This window comes from Stenotrophomonas sp. LMG 10879 (assembly GCF_002750935.1).
Taxonomy (GTDB): Bacteria; Pseudomonadota; Gammaproteobacteria; order Xanthomonadales; family Xanthomonadaceae; genus Stenotrophomonas; species Stenotrophomonas lactitubi_B.
The window spans coordinates 77937-93761 of the sequence record NZ_PEJT01000011.1; the positions used below are offsets into that span (position 1 = coordinate 77937).

At 67.7% G+C, this 15825-nt stretch carries 15 protein-coding genes; 8 read left to right on the forward strand and 7 right to left on the reverse strand.

Annotated features, from left to right (window positions below):
• Window position 1: 1 nt before the first annotated feature.
• The 3 genes from CR919_RS16695 to fghA all read left to right on the forward strand — a co-directional run bounded on the left by CR919_RS16695 (window position 2) and on the right by fghA (window position 2373).
• On the forward strand, window positions 2-1111 hold the full coding sequence (locus CR919_RS16695; protein ID WP_099820966.1) for an S-(hydroxymethyl)glutathione dehydrogenase/class III alcohol dehydrogenase: 1110 nt from the start codon (window positions 2-4) through the stop codon (window positions 1109-1111).
• An 8-nt stretch (window positions 1112-1119) separates the two neighbouring features.
• Entirely contained in the window at window positions 1120-1479 is a 360-nt protein-coding gene (locus CR919_RS16700) for a YqcC family protein (RefSeq protein ID WP_099820967.1), read from the forward strand.
• 63 nt (window positions 1480-1542) lie between these two features.
• Complete coding sequence (gene fghA / locus CR919_RS16705; protein ID WP_099820968.1) at window positions 1543-2373, forward strand: S-formylglutathione hydrolase; 831 nt, start codon at window positions 1543-1545, stop codon at window positions 2371-2373.
• 72 nt (window positions 2374-2445) lie between these two features.
• Here the strand turns inward: fghA and CR919_RS16710 are convergent, their stop codons facing one another.
• Window positions 2446-3309, reverse strand: a complete 864-nt coding sequence (locus CR919_RS16710) for a PA4780 family RIO1-like protein kinase (protein ID WP_099820969.1) — start codon at window positions 3307-3309, stop codon at window positions 2446-2448.
• Between the two features lie 233 nt (window positions 3310-3542).
• Between CR919_RS16710 and CR919_RS16715 the strand changes: the two genes are divergently transcribed.
• Window positions 3543-4988, forward strand: a complete 1446-nt coding sequence (locus CR919_RS16715; protein WP_099820970.1) for a GGDEF domain-containing protein — start codon at window positions 3543-3545, stop codon at window positions 4986-4988.
• A gap of 62 nt (window positions 4989-5050) precedes the next feature.
• On the opposite strand, the gene CR919_RS16720 is transcribed toward CR919_RS16715, so the two are convergent.
• Complete coding sequence (locus CR919_RS16720) at window positions 5051-5491, reverse strand: universal stress protein (RefSeq protein ID WP_099821019.1); 441 nt, start codon at window positions 5489-5491, stop codon at window positions 5051-5053.
• Between the two features lie 141 nt (window positions 5492-5632).
• Between CR919_RS16720 and CR919_RS16725 the strand changes: the two genes are divergently transcribed.
• From CR919_RS16725 to CR919_RS16740, 4 genes are all read left to right on the forward strand, one after another.
• On the forward strand, window positions 5633-6550 hold the full coding sequence (locus tag CR919_RS16725; RefSeq protein ID WP_099820971.1) for a LysR family transcriptional regulator: 918 nt from the start codon (window positions 5633-5635) through the stop codon (window positions 6548-6550).
• Window positions 6551-6704: 154 nt separating this feature from the next.
• Window positions 6705-8234, forward strand: a complete 1530-nt coding sequence (locus CR919_RS16730) for an MFS transporter (protein ID WP_099820972.1) — start codon at window positions 6705-6707, stop codon at window positions 8232-8234.
• 22 nt (window positions 8235-8256) lie between these two features.
• Window positions 8257-9339 (forward strand): HlyD family secretion protein, encoded by a 1083-nt coding sequence (locus CR919_RS16735; protein WP_099820973.1) that lies wholly within the window; start codon window positions 8257-8259, stop codon window positions 9337-9339.
• Window positions 9336-10745 (forward strand): efflux transporter outer membrane subunit, encoded by a 1410-nt coding sequence (locus CR919_RS16740; protein WP_099820974.1) that lies wholly within the window; start codon window positions 9336-9338, stop codon window positions 10743-10745. The genes CR919_RS16735 and CR919_RS16740 overlap by 4 nt, the downstream gene beginning before the upstream one ends.
• A gap of 112 nt (window positions 10746-10857) precedes the next feature.
• Here CR919_RS16740 and CR919_RS16745 read toward each other — a convergent pair whose 3' ends face one another.
• The 5 genes from CR919_RS16745 to CR919_RS16765 all read right to left on the reverse strand — a co-directional run bounded on the left by CR919_RS16745 (window position 10858) and on the right by CR919_RS16765 (window position 15641).
• Window positions 10858-11196: a hypothetical protein gene (locus tag CR919_RS16745; protein ID WP_025874099.1), complete on the reverse strand. Its 339-nt coding sequence runs from the start codon at window positions 11194-11196 to the stop codon at window positions 10858-10860.
• 78 nt (window positions 11197-11274) lie between these two features.
• The gene (locus CR919_RS16750; RefSeq protein WP_049464775.1) at window positions 11275-12216 is read right to left on the reverse strand and encodes a DegV family protein; all 942 of its coding nucleotides are present in this window, start codon (window positions 12214-12216) and stop codon (window positions 11275-11277) included.
• Between the two features lie 95 nt (window positions 12217-12311).
• A complete protein-coding gene (locus CR919_RS16755) occupies window positions 12312-12944 on the reverse strand; it encodes a DsbA family protein (protein ID WP_099820975.1) in 633 nt (210 codons plus the stop codon).
• A 19-nt stretch (window positions 12945-12963) separates the two neighbouring features.
• Window positions 12964-14232: an amidohydrolase family protein gene (locus CR919_RS16760; RefSeq protein ID WP_099820976.1), complete on the reverse strand. Its 1269-nt coding sequence runs from the start codon at window positions 14230-14232 to the stop codon at window positions 12964-12966.
• Window positions 14232-15641, reverse strand: coding sequence for an amidohydrolase (locus tag CR919_RS16765; RefSeq protein ID WP_099820977.1), 1410 nt, complete (start codon window positions 15639-15641; stop codon window positions 14232-14234). Before CR919_RS16765 ends, CR919_RS16760 begins: the two co-directional genes overlap by 1 nt.
• Window positions 15642-15825: the final 184 nt, after the last annotated feature.

Sequence of the window (15825 nt, forward strand, 5' to 3'; positions counted from 1 at the left end):
CATGAAATCCCGTGCCGCCGTCGCCTTTGGTCCCGGTCAGCCGCTGCAGATCGTCGAGATCGACGTTGCCTCGCCGAAGCAGGGCGAAGTGCTGGTCAAGATCACCCACACCGGTGTCTGCCACACCGATGCGTTCACCCTGTCCGGCGATGATCCGGAAGGCCTGTTCCCGGTGGTGCTGGGCCATGAAGGCGCCGGCATCGTGGTGGAAGTGGGCGAGGGCGTGACCAGCGTGAAGCCGGGCGACCACGTGATTCCGCTGTACACCGCCGAGTGTGGTGAGTGCCTGTTCTGCAAGAGCGGCAAGACCAATCTGTGCGTGTCGGTGCGTGCCACCCAGGGCAAGGGCGTGATGCCCGATGGCACCAGCCGCTTCAGCTACAACGGCGAGCCGATCTACCACTACATGGGCTGCTCGACCTTCAGCGAATACACCGTCGTTGCCGAGGTGTCGCTGGCGAAGATCAACCCGGACGCGAACCCTGAGCACGTCTGCCTGCTCGGTTGCGGCGTCACCACCGGCATCGGCGCGGTGCACAACACCGCCAAGGTGCAGGAAGGCGACAGCGTGGCCGTGTTCGGTCTGGGCGGCATCGGCCTGGCGGTGATCCAGGGCGCGCGCCAGGCCAAGGCCGGCCGCATCATCGCGGTGGATACCAACCCGTCCAAGTTCGAGCTGGCCCGCGAATTCGGCGCCACCGACTGCATCAACCCGAAGGATCATGACAAGCCGATCCAGCAGGTCATTGTTGAAATGACCACCTGGGGCGTGGACCATAGCTTCGAGTGCATCGGCAACGTCAACGTCATGCGTGCGGCGCTGGAATGCGCCCACCGCGGCTGGGGCCAGAGCGTGGTGATCGGCGTGGCCGGTTCGGGCCAGGAGATCTCCACCCGTCCGTTCCAGCTGGTCACCGGCCGCAAGTGGATGGGTACCGCGTTCGGTGGCGTGAAGGGTCGCAGCCAGCTGCCGGGCATGGTCGAAGACGCGATGAAGGGCGATATCGAGCTCGCCCCGTTCGTCACCCACACCATGGACCTGGACAAGATCAACGAAGCTTTCGACCTGATGCATGAAGGCAAGTCGATCCGTTCGGTGGTCCATTACTGAGGCGCGCCATGGGCTGGCTGGATGCCCTGCGCCGGCCGCGTGCGGAAGACCCGCGCGCGGCCCTGGTGGCCCCGATCGAACAGGCGCTGCGCGCGCTGGGCTGGGTCGTGGGTGAAGTGGGGCCGCCGCGTGCGGTGACCTCGGCCTTCGGCAGCGACGACGGCATGCCGTTCGAGCAGTGGCTGGGGCAGGTATTCCTGCCGCGTCTGCATGAGGCCCGCGCTGACGGCCAATGGCCGCCGCGCAGCGATGTGGCCGTGGCGGCCTATCGCAATCTTGATGGCCAGCCTGGCGTCGAACCGTTGCAGCGCCTGCTGGCGCAGCTGGATGAACTGATAAACAAAGGCATCCACGCCGTGCGTGGATAAGCCGACCAAGGTCGGCATCTACCAGAAGCACGCGTGCGCTGACGCACCGCGCAGGAGAACATCATGGAACGCATCGAACACCGCGCCTGTTTCGGTGGCTGGCAGGACGTCTACCGCCATCATTCGACCACGCTGGGCTGCGACATGCAGTTCGCCGTGTACCTGCCGCCGCAGGCCGCCAGCCAGAAGCTGCCGGTACTGTATTGGCTGAGCGGACTGACCTGCACCGAGCAGAATTTCATTACCAAGGCCGGTGCGCAGCGCTATGCGGCGGAGCACGGCGTGATCATCGTCGCCCCGGATACCAGTCCGCGCGGCGATGACGTGGCCGATGCCGAGGGCTATGACCTGGGCAAGGGCGCGGGCTTCTATCTCAACGCTACCCGTGCGCCGTGGGCGAAGCACTACCGCATGCATGACTACGTGGTGCAGGAACTGCCGGCGCTGATCGAGGCAAATTTCCCGGTGAACGACGCACGCGCGATCAGCGGCCATTCGATGGGGGGGCACGGTGCACTGGTGATCGCGCTGCGCAACCCGGGACGCTACCGCAGCGTGTCGGCGTTCTCGCCGATCGTTGCGCCCAGCCAGGTGCCGTGGGGACAGAAGGCGTTCACGGCCTACCTCGGTGACAACCCGGCCGACTGGGCGCAGTGGGACGCCACCGCGCTGATCGCCAACGCCAGCGAGCGACTGCCGCTGCTGGTCGACCAGGGTGAGGGGGATGAGTTCCTGCAGACCCAGCTGCAGCCTCAGCGCCTGCAGCAGGCCTGCCAAGCGGCCGGCCATCCGCTGAGCCTGCGCCTGCAGCCGGGCTACGACCACAGCTACTACTTCATCGCCAGCTTCATCGGCGAGCACATCGCCCACCACGCGCGCGCACTGAAGGCCTGACCCTGTAGCCGAGCCCACGCTCGGCTGCTCTGGCTTGTCCGTAGCGTCGAGCCGCCACGCATGGCGTGGCGCTTATACGTCGTCGTCTTCTTCCGCCGCTTCACGGCCCTGCTGGCGGATCAGGGCTTCTTCGCGCGCATCGTTGATGGCGTGGCGCACGCTGTCGAGGTCGACGGTAGATTCATCGTGCACAAAGGTGCCGGTGAGCTCGCTGTCCGGCAGCAGGCTGCCAGCCTCGAACAGCGCCCACATTTCCTCGCCATACCAGCTGTCCAGCAGTTCAGGGGCGAAACGGCCCAAGTAGGCGGTGAGGTTGTTGACGTCCCGCAGCAGCATGCTGCGCGCGGCGTTGTTGCCGCCTGCACTGACCACCTGGGGGAAATCGATCACCACCGGGCCATCGGGACCGACCAGCACGTTGTACGGCGAGAGATCGCCATGGATCAGGCCGCAGCACAGCATGCGCACCACCTGGCGGACCAGGGTCTGGTGGAACTGGCGGGCCTGTTCGGGCTCCAGTTCCACTTCGCCCAGGCGGGCGGCGGAGAAACCGTCGGCATCGGTGACCAGCTCCATCACCAGCACGCCGTGGAAGTAGCCGTATGGCTCGGGCACGCGCACGCCGGCATCACGCAGCAGGTACAGCGAGTCCACCTCGGTGTTCTTCCAGGCCGTTTCCTGCTGCTTGCGGCCGTACTTGCTGGCCTTGCCCACCGCACGCGCCTCACGGCTGCCGCGCACCTTGCGGCCTTCCTGGTACTGCACGCGCTGCTGGAAGCTGCGCTGGGCCATGTCCTTGTAGACCTTCGCGCAGCGCACCTCGTTGCCGCTGCGTACCACGTACACGGCCGCTTCCTTGCCGCTCTTGAGCGGGCGTAGCACTTCATCGATCACGCCGTCGTCGATCAGCGCGCGCAGTCCTTCGGGGGTTTTCACGGGATATCTGGGGTGGCCGGCGCGGAGGCGCTCGCCAGGATGGGGAGGGATTTTCGCATTTTACAGGTCGCGGCTGTCGGGCGGCTTCCCGGCTGGCCCGCGAGCGTCGCCGGGCAACCATTTCGCGAGACGGCTGCCACTGTCGCGTATCCGTCTTTTCCAACGCGGATCACGCCGCTGTGGCGTGGCGGCGCGCTATCGTGCCGCCATACGGCCTTGCGCATGGGGGATGCATGCTGGTTGTGCTGGCGCTGATGTTCGTGATCTGCCACGGCGTGGTCGTGGCGTTCTGGCCGGGTGCGGCCGGTGGCGGCTCGTTCGTGTTCCTGACCGCAGCGCCTCTGCTGGCCGCCGCGGCCTGCCTGTGGCGCGGCCAGCGCGACCGCGCTGCACTGGGCTGGCGGGCCACTGCACTGGCGCTGCTGCTCTGGGCCGGTGGCATGGCCTTCAACATGGCCGACGCCCTGGGGGCTGGCCGGGCCGACATCACCCCGCGCGCCAGCCTGCTGTTGTATGTGCTGTACGGCGTGCCGCTGGTGTTCATCCTCGCCCGCGCCCGTCGCGAACGCCGGATGATCAGCCTGATCGATGGCGTGATGGCCGCCCTGCTGGGCGTGCTGTTCTTCGTGCATACCCAGTCCTTTGCCGACCGCATCGATATTGACGACCAGGCGATGGCGCACATGCAGCGCATGTTCGACATCCAGAACCTGTGCATCGCCGCTTTCGCGGTGGTGCGCTGGGTCGCCGGTGACGCGCCTGAACGGCGCAGCTTCTACCGCGCGCTGGCGCTGTATGCGCTGTCCTATCTGCTGTTGGCGTTTTACATCAATCACTACACCGCCGAGCAGTCGTTCGGCGCCTACAACGATCTGTTGATCGACCTGCCGTTCCTGCTGTTGGCGGTACTGGCGCTGCGCCAGGCACCCGCGCCGGGCTTCGTGCTGCATCCGCGCCTGCTGCGGTTGGTGCAGGCGGGCGGGCCGATCATCCTGCCCCTGCTGCTGCTGGTGGTCGGCACCCTGGTGGTGGACCATGCGCGGCCGTTGGCGGTGACCGGCTTCGTGGTGGCGACGCTGGGCTTCGGCCTGCGCAGCACGCTGCTGCAGATCGATCTGCTGGAACGTCAAGCGGGCCTGGATCAGCTGGCGCGGCAGGACGGCCTGACCGGCGTAGCCAATCGCCGTGAGTTCGATACGCTGCTGCTGGCCGAATGGAACCGCGCGCGCCGCAGCGGCACCGAACTGGGCCTGCTGCTGGTGGACATCGACCATTTCAAGGCATTCAACGACGAGCACGGTCATCCCGCTGGCGACCGTTGCCTGCAGGCAGTGGCCGCGGTGCTGCAGGCCACCGCCGGGCGCGCGGCTGACAGCGTGGCGCGCTATGGCGGTGAGGAGTTCGCAGTGATCGTGCCTGGCAGCCCGCTGTCGGGTGTGCTGGCACTGGCCGAGCGTCTGCGCGAGGCGGTGGAAGCGCTGCCACTGCCGGAGGGCCCGGTCAGCATCAGCGTGGGGGTGGGCTACCTGCATCCACCGGCGCTGGCCAGCGCCGAACAGTTGCTGGCCGATGCCGATGCCGGCCTGTACGCGGCCAAGCGTGCCGGCCGCAACCAGGTGACCTTGCACGCACACGTGCTGGACGACGACGGCGGCGCACACGGCACGCTGGACTGTTGAGCACGCCTGCGCCACGGTCGCGGCAGGATGGTGCGCGGCCGATCAGCGCTGGCGAAGGGCACCTACCGATCGCGGGTTTCCACCAGCACCGGGCACGGCGCATGGTCGATGGTCCATTGCCCGACCGAGGATTCGAACAGACGCTGCAGGCGTGACAGATGGCGGTGGCCGATGACGATCAGGTCGCACTGCAGGCGACGCGCCTGCGCGCTGATCACTTCGCCCGGGTCGCCGCAGGGCAGCTGTGCGATGGCGTCCACGCCGCGCTCGCGCAGCTCGGCCAGAGCGTCGGCCAGCACCGCTTCGGCATGCGCCTGCTGGCGGGCGGCGGCGGGATATTCGCGGCGGTCGGCATCGCTGGCATCTGCTGCCAGTGCGAATTCGGGGTCGAGCACGCACAGCAGGTGCAGGCGGCTGCGGGGGCCGGCCATGGCGGCGGCCAGGTCCAGCACGCGGTCGTGCTGGGGGCCGCCATCAAGCGCGACCAACAGGGTGTTGAACATGAAAAGCTCCTTTGCAGGGCGCTGATGGTCGCGCATGTCGTCGCGCGCACCCATGCCGTGCGCCGCAGTCAATGCGTGCGCCGGACGCAACTCTGGGTGGTTTGGATTGCAGTAGAGTCACCGCATTTACGGGAGACTGCCATGCCCCTGCCGGACCTGAACCTGTTGCTGGCACTGGACGTGCTGATCGACGAATGCAGCGTGGCCGCTGCCGCGCGGCGGATGAACCTCAGTGCGCCGGCGATGAGCCGTACCCTCGGCCGGGTGCGGGTGGCGCTGGGCGATCCGGTGCTGGTGCGCGCCGGCCGTGGCCTTGCCCCCACGCCCCGCGCGCTGGAACTGCGTGAGCAGGTGCGCGATGTGATCGAGCAGGCACACCGCGTGTTCAATGCCGGCCGTGAGGTCGACATGGCCACGCTGGAACGCACGTTCAGCGTGCGCGCCAACGATGTGTTCATCGGCAGCTATGGTGGCCGCCTGCGCGAGGTGTTCCGTCAACAGGCACCGCGCTGCATGCTGCGCTTCGTGCCCGAAGGCGATACCGATGACGATGCGATGGTGCAGGGGCGGATCGACCTGTACATCAGCACCGCGGGCAAGCACAGCCCGGAAACCAAGGTGCAGCACCTGTTCACCACCTCGCTGCTGGGCGCCGCACGCGAGGATCATCCGCTGTTCGACGGTGACATCAGTGCTGAGCGCTTCGCGGCCTGCGACCACATCGCCGTGTCCCGGCGCGGGCTGGCGCACGGCCCGATCGACGAAGAACTGGCCGTGCTCGGCCTGCAGCGACGGGTAGCGGTAGTCATCCCCACCTTCCACGGTGCGATCTTCGCTGCTGCTGATTCAGACCTGGTCCTGCCGCAGATGCCGAGCGTGATGCTCGACCGCATCGCCCACATGGGCCTGCCGCTGCGCATGTTCCCGCTGCCGGTGCCGGTACGCACCGTGGCACTGGTGCAGGCCTGGCACCCGCGCATGGACAATGACCCGGCGCACCAGTGGCTGCGGCGGGCGATCAAGGGGATGTGCGATTCGGTCGAGGCGGCCCGCCACTGATCGCTTGCAGGCGTGCGCCGGACGCACGCCTGCGATGCCGGGTAGGCCATTTTTCGCAGGCAACGGCCTTTCTAGACTGCGCTCCCGATAGTTTCACTGAGCGCAATCCAATGACTCCATATATGCCGTGCACTGCACGGATCGGCGGCCGGCAGTGAGCACGCCTGCCGCCGTATTGCCGGCGCCGGCAGCGCCCCGGCCCGTCGCTGCACCCGGGCTCGACCGGCGCATCCTGGTAGGGCTGTGCGGTGTGCTGCTGGCGGTACTGGTGTCGGGCTTCAACGAGAACGTCACCAAGGTCGCACTGGCCGACATCCGCGGTGCGATGGGTTTCAGCGTCGATGACGGCAGCTGGATCTTGGCGCTGTACAGCGCGATGTCGGTCAGCGCGATGGCATTCGCACCGTGGTGCGCCGCTACCTTCTCGCTGCGCCGTTTTGCGCTGGCGATGATCGGCGGGTTCATGGTGCTGGGCGTGCTGTGCCCGCTGGCACCCAACCTGCAGACCTTTCTGGTGCTACGCGCGTTGCAGGGCCTGTGCGGTGGCGCGTTGCCGCCGCTGCTGATGAGCGTGGCGCTGCGCTTCCTGCCGCCGGGCATCAAGCTGTACGGCCTGGCCGCCTACGCACTGACCGCCACCTTCGGGCCGAGCATGGGCATCCCGCTGGCCGCGTTCTGGGTGGAGCAGGTTGGCTGGCACTGGGCGTTCTGGCAGATCGTGCCGTACTGCCTGGCAGCGATGGCGATGGTCGGCTGGGGTCTGCCACAGGATCCCCTGCGGCTGGAGCGCTTCGCCCAGTTCGACGGCGTCGGCCTGATGCTCGGCCTACCGGCGCTGGTGCTGCTGGTACTGGGCCTGGTACAGGGCCCGCGCTTGAACTGGTTCGACTCGTCGTTGATCACCCTGATGCTGGGTGGCGGTGCGGGCCTGCTGGTGCTTTTCATGGTCAACGAGTGGTTCCATCCGTTGCCGTTCTTCAAGCTGCAGCTGCTGGCCAACCGCAACCTCAGCTATTCGCTGACTACTCTCGGTGGCGTGCTGTTCGTGCTGCTGGCGGTGATCTCAATCCCCTCCGGCTTCCTCGCCAGCGTGCAGGGCTATCGGCCGCAACAGACCGCGCCGATGCTGCTGTGGGTGGCCGTGCCGCAGGTAATCGCGCTGCCGTTGGTCGCCGCATTGCTGAACATCCGCGCGATCGATTGCCGTTGGGTGCAGGCCACCGGCCTGGCGATGCTGGCGCTGGCCTGCTGGCTGGGCGCACATCTGGACGTGAGCTGGATCCGCGACAACTTCCTGTGGGTGCAGTTGCTGCAGGTGTTTGCCCAGCCGATGGCCGTACTGCCGCTGCTGATGCTGGCCACCGGTGGCCTTGCGCCACAGGACGGCCCCTTCGCCTCGGCGTGGTTCAACACGGTCAAGGGCTTTGCCGCGGTACTGGCCAGCGGCGTGCTTGAAGCGGTCGCGCAGGGACGCCGACACTTCCATTCAACCGTGCTGGTCGACCGCCTCGGCGAACAGCCGTGGCTGGCCGAGGGGCCGCAACTGGGCGCGCGCCTGCATGCGCAGGTGCAGGCATTGACCTCGGCCGATCTCTACCTGCTGGTCGCGTTGGTCGCGCTGGCCTTCATTCCCCTCATTGCCTGGATGCCCACCCGCATCCATCCGCCACGTGCCGTGGCCTGATCCCCTTCGCAGGAATCCCCTCATGACAATCAATCGAACGTATCTCAACGCCGGCCTCGGCCTGGGCGTGCTGGTGCTGGCCGGTGCAGCGTGGTTGCTGCTGCGCGATGGCCGCCACCAGACCACCAACAACGCCTATGTGGTTGCCGATTACACAGTGGTCGCGCCCAAGATCGCCGGCTTCGTCAGCGCGGTGGACGTGCAGGACAACCAGGCGGTGAAAGCCGGTGACGTGCTGGCCCGCATCGATGACCGTGACTACCAGGTCGCCTTGCTGGCCGCCCGCGCCGACCTCGCCAATGCGCGTGCGCAGCTCAGCAACGCTCAAGCAGCGCTGGCCCAGCAGGGCTCGCTGATCGAACAGGCCAGGGCGAGCGTGGATGTCAGTCGCTCCGAACTGACCCTGGCCAGCGCCGACCAGCAGCGATACCGCGAGCTGGCGCGCGACGGTGCCGGTACCGTGCAGAACGCACAGCAGGCGCAGTCGAAGCAGGCCGTGGCCAGTGCGCACCTGCAACAGGGGCAGGCCGCATTGTCGACCGCACGCCAGCGCACCGACATCCTCACTGCCGGGGTGCAGGCCGCGCAGGCAGCGGTGCAGCGTGCCGAAGCAGCACAGGCACGCGCCGAACTGGATCTGTCGCACACCGAGCTGCGCGCACCGATCGACGGCATGGTCGGGCGCCGCGCAGTGCGCGTCGGTGCCTACCTGACCCCGGGCACGCCGGTGGCCGCAGTGGTGCCGTTGCAGCGCGCCTTCGTGGTCGCCAACTTCCAGGAAACGCAGATGACCCGCATGCAGCCGGGGCAGCAGGTTGAGCTGACGGTGGACGTGTTCCCCGGCATGCCGCTGCGTGGCCATATCGACAGCATCGCACCAGCCACCGGCGTGACATTCGCCGCGATTGCACCGGAGAACGCGACCGGCAACTTCACCAAGGTAGTGCAGCGCATTCCGGTGAAGATCGTGCTGGAGCCGGAGCAGGCATTGCTGGGCCAGCTGCGTGCCGGCATGTCGGTGGAGGCCAGCGTGGATCTGCAGAGTTCGCAGCGGGTACAGAGCGCGCAGCGCGAGCAGCGCCGCAAGGGCGGGGAGGGCGCATGAACCGCGTATTTCCACGCGTACTGGCGGCAGCGGCGGTGTGCACGGCGCTGACCGCCTGCACGCTGGGCCCGGACTTCGTGCGCCCGCAGGCCGAACTGCCCACGCGGTGGCAGGGCGAAGCAGTGGCGTCAGCTGCGCTGGATGACGACGCCCGCTGGTGGTCCGGTTTCGACGACCCGCTGCTGGGCCAGTTGGCGACGCGGGTGTTGCAGGCCAATCTCGACCTGCAGCTGGCGGCCAACCGCGTGCAGCAGAGCCGCGCCGCGCGGGGTGTCACCGCTGCCGATCGCCTGCCCAGCGTCAGCGCCACCGGCAGCGGCGTGCGTGCGCGCAACAGCGAGGTAGGCCTGAACGATCCGTCCGGCAATGGTGGTCGTGATGACTATGGGTTGTTCCAGGCCGGCATCGGCATGAGCTGGGAACTGGATCTGTGGGGCCGCGTACACCGTCAGGTGGAAGCCGCCGACGCACGCGTGCAGATGGCCGAGGAAGATGCGCACGCGGTGCGTATCGCCCTGCTGGCGGAGACCGCGCGTGATTACCTGCAGTTGCGCGCAACACGCCAGTTGCTGGCCATCACCGATGACAACCTCAGCATCGCCCACGACATCAAGCGGCTGACCGAAGCGCGCCAGCGCCAGGGCGTGGCCAGCACGTTGCAGGTGGCCAGCGCGGCGGCACAGGTGGCATCGTTGCAGGCGCGCATCGCGCCGTTGCGGCATCGCGAATCACAATTGCGCAATGCGTTGGCGTTCCTGCTGGCGCAGCCGCCACAGGCGCTGGATGCGCAGTTGCAGAGCGCGCGCCGCGACTGGCCTGCGTTGCCGACCGTCGCCGTGGGCGTGCCCAGTGAGCTGGCCGAGCGTCGCCCCGATGTCCGCCGTGCCGAGGCCGCACTGCATGCAGCCACGGCGGGTATCGGCGTGGCCAAGGCCAGCTTCCTGCCGCGCATCACCTTGAATGGCGATGCCGGTTTCCAGGCCAGGCAGCTGGATGACCTGGAGGGTTGGAACGCGCATCGCTTCAGCGTCGGGCCGTCGATCAGCCTGCCGATCTTCCAGGGCGGACGCCTGAAGGCCAACCTGGCGTTGAGCAGGCTGCAGCAGCAACAGTCGGCGCTGCAGTTCCGCCGTACCGTGCTGCAGGCCTGGCATGAAGTGGACGATGCCATCGACGGCTATGCCGCCGAACAGCAGCGTACCGCGCAGCTGCATGTGGCAGTGGATGAGAGCGAGACGGCGCTGGGCGCCGCGCGTCGGCAGTACCAGGCCGGCGTGGTCGACATGCTGGATGTGCTGAGCACGCAGCGCATCGCGCTGGACAACCAGGCCGCGCTGGCCAACAGCCAGGCCACGGCCGCGATTGCACGGGTGGAGTTGTACCGCGCACTGGGTGGCGGCTGGTAAAGACAGCGAACTGGTAGCGCCGGGCCATGCCCGGCAGCTCGGTAGTTGCCAACCTTGGTGGGCAGCTTTTCCGGAAGCGCCAACCAAGGTTGGCATCTACCAGAGCCAGGCCTCAACGCACGTCGCGCAGTTCCCAGTGGTGCCCGGCCAGCAGGCGCAGGCGCTGCTTGAACACGTCACTGTCGATGCGGGTGGTGGCCACCAGGTTGATGCGCAGATCCTTCTGCTCACCGGTCACGGTGGCTTCCGGATCGGTCGCGCCCCACTGCGGTTCCACCGCATCCGGGTCCGGCTGCTTGTCGCGCCAGCGCTCGAACAGGCTGCCATTGCGCAGCGCGTTCTGCAGTTCTTCGGCGAAGCCAGCGGCGCCCTGCGAATGGAAAGACAGGTCGGGGTCGTTGCCGCGGGCCTTGGACGGTTCGGGCAGGCTGATGTGGTACTGCGCAGGCATGTTGATCTCCTTGAGGTGGCGCTAGGCTGGCATAAGCGCGGTGGAATCGATGTGCAGATTCCAATGCGTGGTTGGCCTTCATTCAAACCGATGCGGTCCATCGGCGAAGCCCACGGTGACCGCGCCCTTGCCGACGTTGACCATGCCGGTCAGGCTCATCACCGATTCGTATACGGTCACGCCATGGCCGGCGCAGACCTCCTTCATCTGCGCGTAGCCGGGCAGGGCACGCAGCTCGTCCAGTTCGCCGCCATAGCTGACGCACACGGTGGGCGTCATCAGGCCGGCGCGTACGCGCTGGCCGACCACGCCGAACAGCTTCAGCACGGCATTGTCGAAACCCTTGATCTTCGCCACCGGCCCGGTCTCGCCGCGATAGCCATGCAGCACCGGCTTGATGTCCAGCGCACTGCCCAGCGCCGCGCTGAGCAGGCCGACGCTGCGGTCGCCCTTGTGCCGGGCGCGGGCGCGCATGTAGTACAGGTCGCGGGTGACCATGTAGCCGTGCACGTTGCCGGCCAGTTCCTCCAGGCGCTCGCGGATCTGCTGCACGCTGGCGTCGCTGGCACGCAGGCGCACTGCTTCCACCGCCGTCACCGCCTGTGCGGCGAACAGGTTCTGGGTGTCCAGCACGCGCAGCGCGAACGGCGAGTTGTAGCCTGCCGCCTGCCGCACCGGCTTGTAGTCGTTGAGGATGGCGAAGCTGGCCTGCAGCGCGTTGTCGTGGATCGGGCTGCGGGTCTTGGTGATGGTCATGCAGAACACGTGGTCGTAGTCGATCACCAGCCGCTGCAGGAACAGGTCGCGGATCTGGTTGACGCTGAAGGGGATGGTCTCCGCTTCGGCGCCGTGTTCGGCGACGTGCGCGTGCAGGAAGCTCAGCGTGGCCTGCTCGTCGCGGTGGTCGGCGAGCACGGCTTCGCCGATCCGCACGGTGATCGGCAACAGCACGATGTTGTGCTCGGCAATGAAGTCCTGCGGCAGGTCGCAGGCCGAGTCGACGACGATTCCGATGCGCATCCGCGGCTCCCCCTCCAGGGCGGTTGTAGGTTCGGAAATGTGAAAACTATCTCAAAACCGGATCGGGCGCGCGAGGGAAATGCGCCACTGCCTGTTCAGCGACTACGCTGCACTGCCATCGGCAGGGCCACCGCCTGCTGCCAGTCGGGGCGATCCAGCAGGCCCGGGTCGTCCAGCACCGCCGCCATCAGCGGGTGGGTATCGTTGCCCCAGAACAGTTCGCCGTCGATGGCCAGGGTCGGCACGCCGAATACGCCAGCCTCGATCGCTGCGTCGGTGTTGCGTCGCAGCTGTTCCTTGATTGCCGGCTCGCCAATGGCTGCTTCCACGTCGCTGATACCCAGCCGGGCGGCCGGGTCGCGCAGGGCCGGGGCGCTGTCGGCCGCGTGGCCGTCGCGCCAGATCCAGTCGAACAGCACATCCACCGCCTCGGTGCTGGCGCCCGCGGCCAGGCACAGGCGCAGGGCCGCCAGCGGGTTGAACGGATGCCCGGGCGGAAAGCGCAGAGGGGTGCCCTCGGCCTGCGCGGTCCACAGCAGCTGGCGGTACATGAAACGGCGCTTGGCCGGGATCTCCGCCGGGCCCAGGTTGCCCAGATGGTGCAGGACCGCACCGAAGGCGATCGGTACCGGTTGGATGTGCTCGAACTGCGGCAGCCGCTTCACCTTCTGCCAGTGCAGGTAGGAGTAGGGCGAGACGAAGTCGAAATACCAGCGCAGGGTGGGCATCGGTGGCTCCTTGTGGCGGTCAGGGCTGCGCGTTGCGCTGCAGGTAGCGGTCGCGCAGTTCGGTCTGGCGCGAGCGCATCGGCATCGCACGGCCGCCCAGCCAGACCTGCTCGGCATAGTGCGCCACATCCAGCGGATCCCCTTCCCACAGCACCAGGTCGGCGCGCTTGCCCGGCTCGATGCTGCCGATCTGGTCGGCCACGCCCAGCACCTCGGCCGGTACCCGGGTCAGTCCGGCCAGGCCGTCGGCCCAGGGCAGGCCATTGGCCACCGCGTTGCCGGCCAGCTGGCGCATCTTGCGCGCGTTGTGCGAGGCATCGTCGCGCTGTGCGAAGGCCACCGCTACGCCGGCGCGCTGCAACCGCGCGGCGTTTTCCAGGGTGGCGCCGATCTGGTCGAAGGTCGCCGGCAGGTTGCCCAGTGCGTCGACGAACACCGGCACCTTGGCCGCTGCCAGTTCCGGTGCCAGCTGCCAGGCCTCGGCACCGCCGGCAATGGCGATCTTCACTTTTTCGCGGGCTGCCCAGCGCAACAGCTGGCGGATGTCGGCCGCGCGGTCCACTTCCACCACGATGCGGCCCTGGCCGGACAGATAGCGCGCCAGCGTGCGGCGACCGGCCGGGGTCAGCAGCGCATGCGGCGAATCGGCGGCGACCTGGCCACGCGCTTCATCGACCATCTGCTGCAGCAGCATCCACTGCGCCGCGCGCGATTGCCCGGTCAGTTCAGATGCAGCAGCACCCAGGCGCAGGAACAGGGCGCGCGGGCCGATCGGGTCGGCACTGCCATCGAAACGCACCACGCCACCCTGGCCGGCGACGAAACCGCCGCCGGTGGCCGCGCCCAGCGCCGTGAAGCCGATACCATCCAGGCGTGCCACCGGAATCAGTACCGACGCAGGGTTGTAGGCCAGGGTCACGTCGAATTCCGGACGCAGGGGCTGCTCACCGATCTTCAGCGCGCTGTCGACCGTGCTCGATTCGCCGGACACTTCCTCGATGCCGATCTCGGTGATGCCGCCGAACAGGGCAGGGGTCAGCGTGCGGCCCTTCGCCTCGACCACCGGCACGCCGGCCGATGCGGACAGGCCGCGACCCACCGCGCGGATGATGCCGCCCTGCACCAGCACGTCGGCGTCCTCCACGTTGCCGCGTGCGCTGGCGGTAGCGACGGTCGCACCGCGCACCAGCAGGTCCTGCGCCTGCGCAGGCGGCGCGATGCAGGCCAGCGCCATGACGGCTGCGCCGAGCGTTGCGGCAGATTTCGCCATTGCCTTGAACATGCCCATCAGCGCAGCTCCTGCCCAAGCTGGAAATCCGACCGCGGCGTCGCCGCTGGCGTGCTGCGGTCGTACACACGGCGGCCATCGACGAACACCTGCTCGGCCAGTGCATACGAACTGAAGGGGTTGCCGTTCCAGATCACCACGTCGGCCATCTTTCCGGCCTCCAGCGTGCCGGTCTGCGCTTCGATGCCCAGCGCCTTGGCGGCGTTGGCGGTCATCCAGGTGATCGCACGTTCCGGCGCGATCTCCGGCATGTGCGCGCGGCGCGCGGCGGCCATCACCTTGGCCGCTTCCTGGTTCAGGCGCTGGATGCCTTCGGGCGAGTCGGAGTGGACGATGGCGCAGCTGTTCTTCGGCCGGTCGACCAGCGCGATGTTCTCGGCGATACCGTCGAAGGCCTCCATCTTGAAGCCCCACCAGTCGGCCCACAGTGCCCCGCACACGCCTTCGGCAGCCAGCCGGTCGGCCAGTTTGTAGGCTTCCACACCATGGTGGAAGGCGGCCACCTTGAAACCGAATTCCTTGGACAGGTCGAGCATGGTGGCCATTTCATCGGCGCGGTAGCAGTGGATGTGCACGCGGATATCGCCCTGGATCGCGCCTGCAAGGGTATCCAGCTTGAGGTCGCGCTTGCCGCCGGCGTCACCGGCGCTGTCGCCCTTGTCGCTGCCGAACCAGCCCTTGCGCTTGGCCGGCTTCGGTTGGTTCTTGGCGATGTAGTCGGCCGCGTCGATGAAGGCTGCGCGGTAACCGGCCACGTTGCCCATCCGCGTGGCAGGTGCCACGCCCTTGCCGCCACCGTAGACGCGCTTGGGGTTTTCGCCGCAGGCCATCTTCAGGCCCCACGGCGCACCGGGAAATTTCATCGCCTGATAGGTGGTGGCAGGCACGTTCTTCAGCGTTACGCCGCGGCCACCGACCAGGTTGGCCGAGCCGGGCAGCACCTGCATGCTGGTCACTCCGCCTGCCAGCGCCGCCTGGAAACCGGGGTCCTGCGGCCATACCGAATGCTCGGCCCAGACATTGGCGGTGACCGGGGCGGTCATCTCGTTGCCGTCGCTGTGCGCGCTGACGCCAGGGCTGGGATAGACGCCCAGGTGCGAATGCACGTCGATCAGGCCCGGGGTCACCCATTTGCCGTCCGCGTTGATGCGGGTGACGCTGGCATCGACCTGCAGCGCATCGCCGACGGCGACGATGCGGCCATCGCGCAGCAGCACATCGGCGTTGTCCAGCCGCTGCCCGGTGCCGGTCAGCACGGTGGCGTTCTGGATCAGCAGCGGCCCATCGGGATGCGCCTGGTAGGTGCTCGGGTAGGGATCGGCGACGAAGCGCGAAGCGCCCACGGCCGGCGCCGTGCTCAGCGATACCAGCGCCAGTCCCAACCCGGCGCGCAACAACGTCGATGTCATGCAGATCCCCTTGGCAGCGTGTTCAACCCACCGACGCTAGCCGGGGACTGGCCTGCTTGCCAAGTGACCTTGGGCAGGGGGCGATGTGGGGAGTTTCCCGACAGTGCACATGTGAAAAATATATTAAGTTGCAAGGACACCCGTCGATAGCGACATGCGGGTGAGCGCGCGCTGACGCGCCGCG

Coding starts and splice junctions, on each gene's coding strand:
- CR919_RS16695 (WP_099820966.1), top strand. CDS start 2: ATGAAATCCCGTGCCGCCGTCGCCTTTGGTCCCGGTCAGCCGCTGCAG.
- CR919_RS16765 (WP_099820977.1), bottom strand. CDS start 15,641: ATGACATCGACGTTGTTGCGCGCCGGGTTGGGACTGGCGCTGGTATCG.
- CR919_RS16720 (WP_099821019.1), bottom strand. CDS start 5,491: ATGTTCAACACCCTGTTGGTCGCGCTTGATGGCGGCCCCCAGCACGAC.
- CR919_RS16735 (WP_099820973.1), top strand. CDS start 8,257: ATGACAATCAATCGAACGTATCTCAACGCCGGCCTCGGCCTGGGCGTG.
- CR919_RS16700 (WP_099820967.1), top strand. CDS start 1,120: ATGGGCTGGCTGGATGCCCTGCGCCGGCCGCGTGCGGAAGACCCGCGC.
- fghA (WP_099820968.1), top strand. CDS start 1,543: ATGGAACGCATCGAACACCGCGCCTGTTTCGGTGGCTGGCAGGACGTC.
- CR919_RS16740 (WP_099820974.1), top strand. CDS start 9,336: ATGAACCGCGTATTTCCACGCGTACTGGCGGCAGCGGCGGTGTGCACG.
- CR919_RS16750 (WP_049464775.1), bottom strand. CDS start 12,216: ATGCGCATCGGAATCGTCGTCGACTCGGCCTGCGACCTGCCGCAGGAC.
- CR919_RS16715 (WP_099820970.1), top strand. CDS start 3,543: ATGCTGGTTGTGCTGGCGCTGATGTTCGTGATCTGCCACGGCGTGGTC.
- CR919_RS16760 (WP_099820976.1), bottom strand. CDS start 14,232: ATGGGCATGTTCAAGGCAATGGCGAAATCTGCCGCAACGCTCGGCGCA.
- CR919_RS16755 (WP_099820975.1), bottom strand. CDS start 12,944: ATGCCCACCCTGCGCTGGTATTTCGACTTCGTCTCGCCCTACTCCTAC.
- CR919_RS16725 (WP_099820971.1), top strand. CDS start 5,633: ATGCCCCTGCCGGACCTGAACCTGTTGCTGGCACTGGACGTGCTGATC.
- CR919_RS16745 (WP_025874099.1), bottom strand. CDS start 11,196: ATGCCTGCGCAGTACCACATCAGCCTGCCCGAACCGTCCAAGGCCCGC.